Below are 7,051 nucleotides of genomic sequence, written 5' to 3' on the forward strand. Positions count from 1 at the left end.
GAACATTGCTGCGCGGGAAAGATGATTTCCCGCACAGCCCGGCAAAATCGAGCGGATGCTCAGGCCTTGAGAATGCGGTCGGCCGACGAAACGAGTTCGCTGCCTGCTTCCGCCGGCGTCAGTTGGCCAAAGGCGACCTTGTCGGCGAGCGGCCGGAAAACACGCTCGTCAAGCTCACCGGCGCCGAGCGGCACAGCCGGCGGATAGGCTCCGACGCGGCCGGCAATGCCGTTGACATAGTCGACCGTCTTTTTCGCTGTGGGGTCGATCGAGGGAAGAACTGCAGTCTGAACGTCGGTGTTCACGGGCACGCCCCGTTCGACCTGAAGGATCTTTCCGGCCTCCAGATCGTTGACGAAAAAGTCGATGAATTGCGCTGCCAGCTCCGGGTTCTTCGCGGTGCTTGCGATCGACCAGTGCAAGCCGGGGCGATAGAAAAGACCGGAGGGACCATCGGCGCTGCTGACTGGCAGCGAGGTAATATCGAGCGTGCTCTTGGAGATCTTCTGGAAGGCCGGCAGCTGGTTTGAGAAGGCAATCGCGATGGCCGCGTTGCCGGTTGCCAGCGGGTTGCTGTCGACCAGCACCTTGTCGAGCGCCTGGATCTCGGCGGAGACGCAGCCGCCGTTCTTGGTGAGGCTCTCCCAATAGCCGAACCAATCGGCCGCATCGCCGGCCTCATAGCCGAGCTTTCCGGCTTCGGTATAGAGCTTCTTGCCGCGCTGATGCAGAAACGCCTCGAAGGCATATGTGTAGCGCGACGCGTTTCCAACCGCCCAGACGTTCTTCTTGCCGATTGCCTTGGTAAGGTCGATTGAGAACTTGGCAAAGTCGTCCCAGGTGGTTTTGGCCGAAGGCGGCGCAAGCCCGGCCTTGGCCACGGCATCTGCGTCATAGATCATCGCGAAGGCGTTGAGCGACAGCGGCATGCCGGTCACCTTGCCGTCAACCGTTCCGAGATCGAGCACCCCTGGCACCAGCTTGTCGGTGCGGATGACCTTGCCGAGATAGTCGTTGAGCGGCAGGTTGGTGGACCGGCGGCTATAATCGGCAAAGCGGCTGGGCTCGAGCTGGAAAATGTCCGGAGCATTCCCACCGGCAATCATCGTCGTCAGTTTGGCCCAATAATCGCTCCCGCCCACTTCGCCGACGATCTTGGCGCCGGAATGCGCCGCCTCGAAAAGCTTGGCAACGCCAAGCGTGCGCTCGGCGCGGCTGGGTGTTCCCCACCAATAAAGGCGCATGGATTCCTCCGCGAAGGCGCGGAACGCGGGCATTGTCGTCAGCGTGGCGCCCGCCCCGAAAAGCGCGGCGTTACGCAAGAAGTGGCGTCTGTTGATCATGTTCTCCTCCTCCATGATTGGTTTCTTGAGATCTCTCTTCGCGATCAATGACCGATGCGGTCGCCGGCCTCGTCGAACAGGTGGCAGTTTTCGGCAGYAATCCTGACGTCCAGCGTCGAGCCGGCAGTGATCGGGCGCTGGCCATCGAGCGCAACCGTCAGCGACTGCCCGTCGGCAAGCCGGCCGTAAACGATGGTCTGACCGCCGAGATGCTCGACATGGACGACCGTCATCGCGCCGAGTTCGAACCCGCCGGTCCCGTCGATACCGATATGTTCGGGCCGCAGGCCGAGGCTGACCTTTGTGCCAGCGGCGATGTGCTCCTCGATCGGGAGCCGCGCATGTCTGCCGGCAATATCGATCGAAACACCGCCGTCGCGGATGTCGCCTGCGACGGCATCGAGGAAATTCATCTTGGGCGAGCCGATGAAGCCGGCGACGAAGCGGTTGGCGGGCCGGTTATAGATCTCGAGCGGCGTGCCGTGCTGCTCGATGACCCCGGCGCGCAAGACGACGATGCGGTCGGCAAGCGTCATTGCCTCCACCTGGTCATGGGTTACGTAGATCATCGTCGCTCCGATATCCTTGTGCAGCTTGGCAATCTCGACGCGCGTCTGGACACGAAGCTCCGCATCGAGGTTGGAGAGCGGCTCGTCGAACAGGAAGATCTTCGGGTCGCGCACGATTGCCCGGCCGATCGCGACGCGCTGCCGCTGGCCACCGGAGAGTTGCTTCGGCTTGCGGTCGAGCAGATGGGTAATCTGCAGGATGTCGGCGGCCTTGCGGACCCGCTTGTCGATCTCTGGCTTCGGCATCTTTGCCGTCTCGAGACCGAAGGACATGTTCTTGTAGACGCTCATATGCGGGTAGAGCGCATAGGACTGGAAGACCATGGCGATGCCGCGCTGGCTCGCCGCCTTCTCGTTCATGCGCTCGCCGCCGATCGAAAGTTCGCCGCCGCTGATCGGCTCGAGGCCCGCGATCATGCGCAGAAGGGTCGACTTGCCGCACCCCGATGGGCCGACGAAAACCACGAACTCTCCGGAGCCGATCGCCAGATCGACGCCGCGGATGATGTCGAGATTGCCAAAGCTCTTCTTGATCTTGCTCAAAGCCAGCGTCGTCATCGTTTCCGTCCCTATCTCTCAATTCCAGTTGGTGTCAGCGCTTCATGCCGGTTGTCGCAATGCCTTCGATCAGAAGTCGCTGGAACAGCATGAAGAGGATGAAGATTGGCAGCACCGTCAGCGTCGACATAGCAAAGAGCGAGCCCCAGTCCGACGTCCCGGTGGAGTCGACGAAGGTGCGCAGACCGAGCTGGGCGGTGTATTTTTCGATGTCGTTCAGGTAGATGAGCGGCGCGAAGAAATCGTCCCAGGTCCAGATGAACGAGAAGACTGCTGCCGTCGCCAAAACCGGCGTGGAGAGCGGCAGAATCACCTTCAGGAAGATGCGCAGCGGGCCGCAACCATCCATGATGGCCGCCTCGTCGAGCTCGCGCGGGATGCCCCGGAAGAACTGCACCATCAGGAAGATGAAGAAGGCGTCGATCGCCAGGAACTTCGGCACCACGAGTGGCAGGATGGAGTTTACCCAGCCAAGCTTGAGGAACATCACATATTGCGGGATCAACACCGCATGCTGCGGCATCATCAAGGTGCCGAGCATCAGCGTGAACCAGAAGCCGCGACCCTTGAAACGCAGGCGCGTGAAGGCATAGGCGGCCATGGAGCACGAAAAGAGGTTGCCGATGACGACGAGCAGCGAAATCACCAGCGAATTGAAGAACATCCAGCCAAAGCCGACGCTCAAGCCGCTCCAGCCGCGGCGGTAGGCATCGACCGTCGGATCGGTCGGGATCAGCCCCGTCGAGGTGAAGATCTCGCTGTCCGGCTTGAACGAGCTCGCAACCATCCAGAGCAGCGGATAGAGCATGAGAAAGCTGACCGCCACGAGCAGCGCGTAAAGCAGAGCGCGCTTCCATGGCGATGCGGCGGACGCTCCGGCGTCGGCGCGCGGTGCAATGGTGGTCGTTGTAAGAGCGGCATCAGTCATCGTAGTGAACCCAGAACCTGGCCGTCAGGAATGACATGGCGGTGAAGAGGGCGATGATAAGCACCAGGACCCAGGCAAGCGCCGAGGCATAGCCGAAGCGGAAATTGGTGAAGGCCTCCTGGTAGAGGTAGAGCGTGTAGAACAGCGTGGAGTCGATCGGGCCGCCGGTTCCGTCGCTGATGACAAAGGCCGAGGTGAAGGCCTTGAACGCATCGATCGTCAGGATCACGGCATTGAAGAAGATCACCGGAGTCAAAAGCGGCAAGGTGATCTTGAAGAACTGCCGCGCCTTGCCGGCGCCATCGATGCTTGCCGCCTCGTACATGTCCTGCGGGATCTGACGCAGACCGGCGAGAAAGATGATCATCGAGGATCCGAACTGCCAGACCGCCAGGAGAACGAGCGTATAGAGCGACGTCGAAGGGTTCGAGATCCAGCTTGGCCCTTCGAAACCGAACAGCGCGTTGAGCGCCTGATTGAGCAATCCGTCGCCGGCAAACACCTGTCGCCATAGTACTGCAACTGCGACGCTGCCACCCACAAGCGAAGGCAGGTAGAAGATCGCGCGAAACAACGACAACCCCTCCAGTCCTCTGTTTAGGGCCACCGCCACGGTGAGCGCAAAGATAAGCTTCAAGGGAACGGACAACAGCACGAAGGTGAAGGTCACGTTCATCGCGGTCCAGAAGCGCGGATCATCGGTCGCGATGCGCACGTAGTTTTCCGCGCCAACCCAGTTTGCTGCGCCAAGGCCGCTGTAGTCGGTCAGAGACAAATAGAACGAGGCGACCGCAGGCCCGAGCGTCAGCAGAAAAAAGCCGATGAGCCACGGCGTCAGAAAGCCGTAGCCAGCCAAACTGTCTCCGAACCCGAACCGCTCACGAGCAGCCGGCCTTTCAATTGTCCCTAGTGTGGACATGGTACCTCTCCAACGATGCCCGGCTCCTCCCGAGCATCCGACTCCTAGCGGCTAGAAATTTTCCCGTCAACAGAAAGTTTCGTAGTTGACGAAATTATCGTAATTGTGCGAAAACTTCACGAAACCAACGTGAGGCTTATCATGCGCATCGAACGAAACAGCTACTTCAACGCGGTCGAAATGGTTGGCAATCGTCCCAATCGCGAACGTCACCAGCAAGCTTTGGAACGCTGCATTGCCAAATTGCGCCAGACCATGCCGACAATCGGTCTGCGCAATCCGAAGATCGGCCTGCCGGATCAGACGTGGAGCTATTGCGGACCCTTTGACTGGGTCGTGAGCTTTCACGCCGGCCAGCTCTGGCTTGCGCTGGAACTCACCGGCGATCCCTGCTTCCTGAACGCCGCGCGAGCCCGCCGCGCCGTGTTTCGCGACATCTTGCGCCATCGCGATGCGCAAGACCACGATCTCGGCTTCCAGTTTTCTTTGAGCTGCGTTGCGGAGTGGCTGCTGACGGGCGACCGGGAGGCTCGCGATCTCGCGCTTGAGGCTGCGGCAAGACTGCTTGAGCGCTATCGCCCGGACGCACGTTACATCCAGGCCTGGAATGCGCGTCCGATCCATGGCGGCATTCGCTCCGAATTCGTCAACGGGCGCGTCATCGTCGATACGATGCAAAACCTGGCGCTGCTGCACTGGGCCCACCGCGAGACCGGCCGCGGCGATTTTGCCGAAGCCGCCGATGGCCACGCCGAAACGACCCTGAAGCACCTGGTTCGCGCCGATGACACGAGCTTCCACACCTTCCTGTTCGACCCTTCAAGCGGCAAGCCGCTGCGCGGGGAGACCCATCAAGGATATGCGGACGATTCCTGCTGGTCGCGCGGCCAAGCCTGGCTGATCCATGGCTATGCGCAATGCGCGGCAACCACCGGCAACCCTCACTTCGCCGACGCAGCCCGACGTCTGGCTGCCAAGGCCGAAGCCCTGATGGGCGACGACGACGTTCCGGTCTGGGACTATTCGGTTCCCGATGCCAAGTCAGCGCCCCGCGACAGTTCCGCGGGCGCGATCATGGCGGCCGGCATCTTCATCCTCGCCGGGCTTTGTGAACCGGAGGAGGCGCAGCGATGGTACGCATTCGGCGATCGCCTGATCGGCGGCCTGCTCGACAGTTGCGACCTGACCGGCGATCCGCAGGCCGAAGGGCTGCTCGCCCATGGCGCAGCCCATGCCAGCGCCGGCTACTCCGATGCGATGCTGCCCTATGGCGACTATTATTTCATGGAGGCGTTGATGCGTTCGCTTGGGCACACGCGCTTCTTCTGGTAGTGGACGATCATGACCATGCAGCCGCCATCAATCTCGCCTTCCGCGGCCAGTTAGGATCTTCGTCGATATGGATGACGAATCGAACGCCCCGACACTCAAGGACATCGCCGACGCCGCGGGCGTTTCGGTCGCATCCGTATCGAAGGTGCTCAACAATCGCGGTGGCGTCGGCGACGAGAGCCGGCGCAAGATCCTCGACCATGCGGAGCGGCTGGGTTACCAGGTTCGGGCGGCGCGCTCGCTGATCCGCGCCGGCGTCGAGAGCACTGTGCTGGTGATGCCGGCGCAGTTTTATGCAAGTTCGGCTTTCTACGAGGACGTGATCCAAGGCGTCCTCGCAGAGGCCAGCACAAGCTCGCTCAGGATCGACGTCCGGCTCGTCTCGCTGGATCCGGAGATCGCCATCAGCGAAATCTCCGACATTCTGCGCGACATCCGGCCAGGCGCCCTTGTCGTGCTCGGCATGGACCATCCCGTCATGATCGACAGGATTGTCGATAGCGGCATCCCGGCCGTCATCATCAACGGCATGGACCGGACGATGCGGCTCTCCTGCGTACTGCCCGACAACTGGTCCGCCGGCTGGCTCGCTGCGCAAAGGCTGCTTGCAGCCGGCCACCGCGAAATCGTGCACGTGACCATTCCCCACCGCCTGTCGTTGCGCCGGCGCCTCGAAGGCTTCCGGATCGCGCTGGAGGAGGCCGGGATGACCTTCGACGAAAACAGGCACCTCTTCGATCTCGGCCGCATGGGCCTGCAAGAGCCCGACACCACGCCGGCGATACGGCAGGCCATAAAGCAGGGACGTTTCACCGACACGACCGCGTTCTTCTGCAGCACCGATCTGATCGCGATCAACGTCATGCAAGCTCTCGAAGCCAGCAGTCACGCGGTTCCGGAAGACTTCTCGATCATCGGGGTCGACGATATTGCCATCGCCCGGCACAGCCGCCCGCCACTGACGACGATGCGCATCGACCGGGGTGAGCTTGGCCGCGCCGGAATCCAGCTTCTGCTGGAACGGATCAACGACCCCGAAATCAATGTGCGCCGGGTCAATCTCGGCGTCCGCCTGGTTGAACGCTCCACCGTCGCTGCACCGAGGAGTGACCGCCGCGCGAAAGGGGCGTGAGAGGCAGCGGGCATGAAAGTCGGGCGGGTACGCTCGCCTTTATGACTGCCGGCCGATAGCTCGGCTTGTGATGTCATTTCCTGCGCGGATGAATGACCAAGCCCGCGTGCCGCAGCATGTCCCCCTAGGGTCCGGACTCAATTGCACCAGTATGTGAGCGTGGCAGCGATTAGAGCTGCTGCGAGGAAATTTCTTGCCAGTTTGTCATACCGGGTGGCAATGCGCCGCCAATCCTTGAGCCTGCACCAGAGGCGCTCGACGAGGTTTCGG

At 61.6% G+C, this 7,051-nt stretch carries 6 protein-coding genes and 1 pseudogene; 2 read left to right on the forward strand and 5 right to left on the reverse strand.

Features of this window, described 5'->3' with window-relative positions; translation table 11 throughout:
* Positions 1-59: 59 nt before the first annotated feature.
* Genes AB4Z53_RS30825 through AB4Z53_RS30840 form a run of 4 tightly spaced genes read right to left on the reverse strand, consistent with a single transcriptional unit; the run spans position 60 to position 4,317 of the window.
* A complete protein-coding gene (locus AB4Z53_RS30825; protein ID WP_441599184.1) occupies positions 60-1,343 on the reverse strand; it encodes an ABC transporter substrate-binding protein in 1,284 nt (427 codons plus the stop codon).
* 44 nt (positions 1,344-1,387) lie between these two features.
* Positions 1,388-2,470 carry an ABC transporter ATP-binding protein gene (locus tag AB4Z53_RS30830; protein WP_441599185.1) on the reverse strand — a complete coding sequence of 361 codons (1,083 nt, stop codon included), beginning with the start codon at positions 2,468-2,470 and terminating at the stop codon, positions 1,388-1,390.
* 34 nt (positions 2,471-2,504) lie between these two features.
* Entirely contained in the window at positions 2,505-3,398 is an 894-nt protein-coding gene (locus AB4Z53_RS30835) for a carbohydrate ABC transporter permease (protein WP_113538632.1), read from the reverse strand.
* Complete coding sequence (locus AB4Z53_RS30840; protein WP_441599186.1) at positions 3,391-4,317, reverse strand: carbohydrate ABC transporter permease; 927 nt, start codon at positions 4,315-4,317, stop codon at positions 3,391-3,393. Before AB4Z53_RS30840 ends, AB4Z53_RS30835 begins: the two co-directional genes overlap by 8 nt.
* Positions 4,318-4,458: 141 nt before the next feature.
* On the opposite strand from AB4Z53_RS30840, the gene AB4Z53_RS30845 reads away from it, so the two are divergent.
* A complete protein-coding gene (locus AB4Z53_RS30845) occupies positions 4,459-5,649 on the forward strand; it encodes a hypothetical protein (protein ID WP_441599187.1) in 1,191 nt (396 codons plus the stop codon).
* Between the two features lie 67 nt (positions 5,650-5,716).
* The gene (locus AB4Z53_RS30850; RefSeq protein WP_441599188.1) at positions 5,717-6,781 is read left to right on the forward strand and encodes a LacI family DNA-binding transcriptional regulator; all 1,065 of its coding nucleotides are present in this window, start codon (positions 5,717-5,719) and stop codon (positions 6,779-6,781) included.
* 137 nt (positions 6,782-6,918) lie between these two features.
* Here AB4Z53_RS30850 and AB4Z53_RS30855 read toward each other — a convergent pair.
* Positions 6,919-7,051, reverse strand: a pseudogene (locus AB4Z53_RS30855) (IS5/IS1182 family transposase); the annotation flags it as partial.

Source organism: Ensifer sp. 2TAB8 (assembly GCF_052115125.1).
Lineage (GTDB): Bacteria > Pseudomonadota > Alphaproteobacteria > Rhizobiales > Rhizobiaceae > Ensifer.

Excerpts from the sequence above, each read along its gene's own strand:
- AB4Z53_RS30845 (WP_441599187.1), top strand. The coding sequence starts at position 4,459 with ATGCGCATCGAACGAAACAGCTACTTCAACGCGGTCGAAATGGTTGGC.
- AB4Z53_RS30840 (WP_441599186.1), bottom strand. The coding sequence starts at position 4,317 with ATGTCCACACTAGGGACAATTGAAAGGCCGGCTGCTCGTGAGCGGTTC.
- AB4Z53_RS30835 (WP_113538632.1), bottom strand. The coding sequence starts at position 3,398 with ATGACTGATGCCGCTCTTACAACGACCACCATTGCACCGCGCGCCGAC.
- AB4Z53_RS30825 (WP_441599184.1), bottom strand. The coding sequence starts at position 1,343 with ATGATCAACAGACGCCACTTCTTGCGTAACGCCGCGCTTTTCGGGGCG.
- AB4Z53_RS30850 (WP_441599188.1), top strand. The coding sequence starts at position 5,717 with ATGGATGACGAATCGAACGCCCCGACACTCAAGGACATCGCCGACGCC.